The following is a 319-nucleotide window of genomic DNA, read 5'->3' on the forward strand; positions in this document are numbered from 1 at the left end:
CCAAGCCATCCATAGCACCCTTGATCACCCACGGCGCAATCATGGCATTGGCGGTGAGCCCCGCGATGAACGTCTGCGTGCCCCACGAGCCGAACGGTGCGTCCATGACCAGGCGATCCCCGCGCGGCGCCCATCCCCGCAGCCGGGTCAGGTTGGTTTTCACCGAGGTTTCATAAATGAAGACAACGCGCTCGGGCCGGGCCGACACAGCCGGAATACGATGCCTGAACCAGTCTTCGCGCTGTTGCCTTACCTTGGTTCGGCGACGCTCGGCGGCGACCAGCGACTTTTTTTGTGTGTATAGCCGAGCTTGCGGAGG

At 62.7% G+C, this 319-nt stretch carries 1 pseudogene; it reads right to left on the reverse strand.

What is annotated here, in order from left to right:
* A pseudogene (locus C6W92_RS17830) lies at positions 1-319 on the reverse strand (IS630 family transposase); the annotation flags it as partial.

It is taken from the genome of Roseovarius sp. A46 (genome assembly GCF_004126395.1).
Taxonomy (GTDB): Bacteria; Pseudomonadota; Alphaproteobacteria; order Rhodobacterales; family Rhodobacteraceae; genus Roseovarius; species Roseovarius nitratireducens.